Source organism: Duganella rivi (genome assembly GCF_009857435.1).
GTDB lineage: Bacteria > Pseudomonadota > Gammaproteobacteria > Burkholderiales > Burkholderiaceae_D > Rugamonas > Rugamonas rivi.
Genome location: NZ_WWCK01000016.1, coordinates 1,453 through 2,621, shown reverse-complemented (window position 1 = coordinate 2,621; position 1,169 = coordinate 1,453). Strand labels below are relative to the sequence as shown.

Below are 1,169 nucleotides of genomic sequence, written 5' to 3'. Positions count from 1 at the left end.
GTTATAGGGACAAGTGAATAAGTGCACATGGCGGATGCCTTGGCGATTACAGGCGATGAAGGACGTAGTAGCTTGCGATAAGCTGCGGGGAGCTAGCAAACAAGCTTTGATCCGCAGATTTCCGAATGGGGAAACCCACCCTTTTAGGGTATCACTCACTGAATACATAGGTGTGTGAGGCGAACGCGGCGAACTGAAACATCTAAGTAGCTGCAGGAAAAGAAATCAACCGAGATTCCCAAAGTAGTGGCGAGCGAAATGGGAAGAGCCTGTACGTGATAGTCAGTCTGATAGAAGAATCCTCTGGAAATAGGAACCATAGCGGGTGATAGTCCCGTATTCGAAATCAGATTGGTGGTACTAAGCGTACGACAAGTAGGGCGGGACACGAGAAATCCTGTCTGAATATGGGGGGACCATCCTCCAAGGCTAAATACTCGTAATCGACCGATAGTGAACCAGTACCGTGAGGGAAAGGCGAAAAGAACCCCGGGAGGGGAGTGAAATAGATCCTGAAACCGTGTGCATACAAACAGTAGGAGCCTCGCAAGGGGTGACTGCGTACCTTTTGTATAATGGGTCAGCGACTTACATTCAGTGGCAAGGTTAACCAAATAGGGAAGCCGTAGAGAAATCGAGTCCGAACAGGGCGATAGTCGCTGGGTGTAGACCCGAAACCAAGTGATCTACTCATGGCCAGGATGAAGGTGCGGTAACACGCACTGGAGGTCCGAACCCACTAATGTTGAAAAATTAGGGGATGAGCTGTGGGTAGGGGTGAAAGGCTAAACAAACTTGGAAATAGCTGGTTCTCTCCGAAAACTATTTAGGTAGTGCCTCAAGTATCACCATCGGGGGTAGAGCACTGTTATGGCTAGGGGGTCATCGCGACTTACCAAACCATTGCAAACTCCGAATACCGATGAGTGCGAGCTTGGGAGACAGACGTCGGGTGCTAACGTCCGGCGTCAAGAGGGAAACAACCCAGACCGCCAGCTAAGGTCCCAAAGATTGGCTAAGTGGAAAACGAAGTGGGAAGGCTAAAACAGTCAGGATGTTGGCTTAGAAGCAGCCATCATTTAAAGAAAGCGTAATAGCTCACTGATCGAGTCGTCCTGCGCGGAAGATGTAACGGGGCTAAGCCAGTCACCGAAGCTGCGGATATCCGT

At 50.0% G+C, this 1,169-nt stretch carries 1 rRNA gene (running past one end of the window); it reads left to right on the top strand.

The annotated features are described in order from the left end of the window. Positions 1-7: 7 nt before the first annotated feature. Positions 8-1,169, top strand: a 23S ribosomal RNA gene (locus GTP45_RS27745); it runs 1,444 nt beyond the window's last position.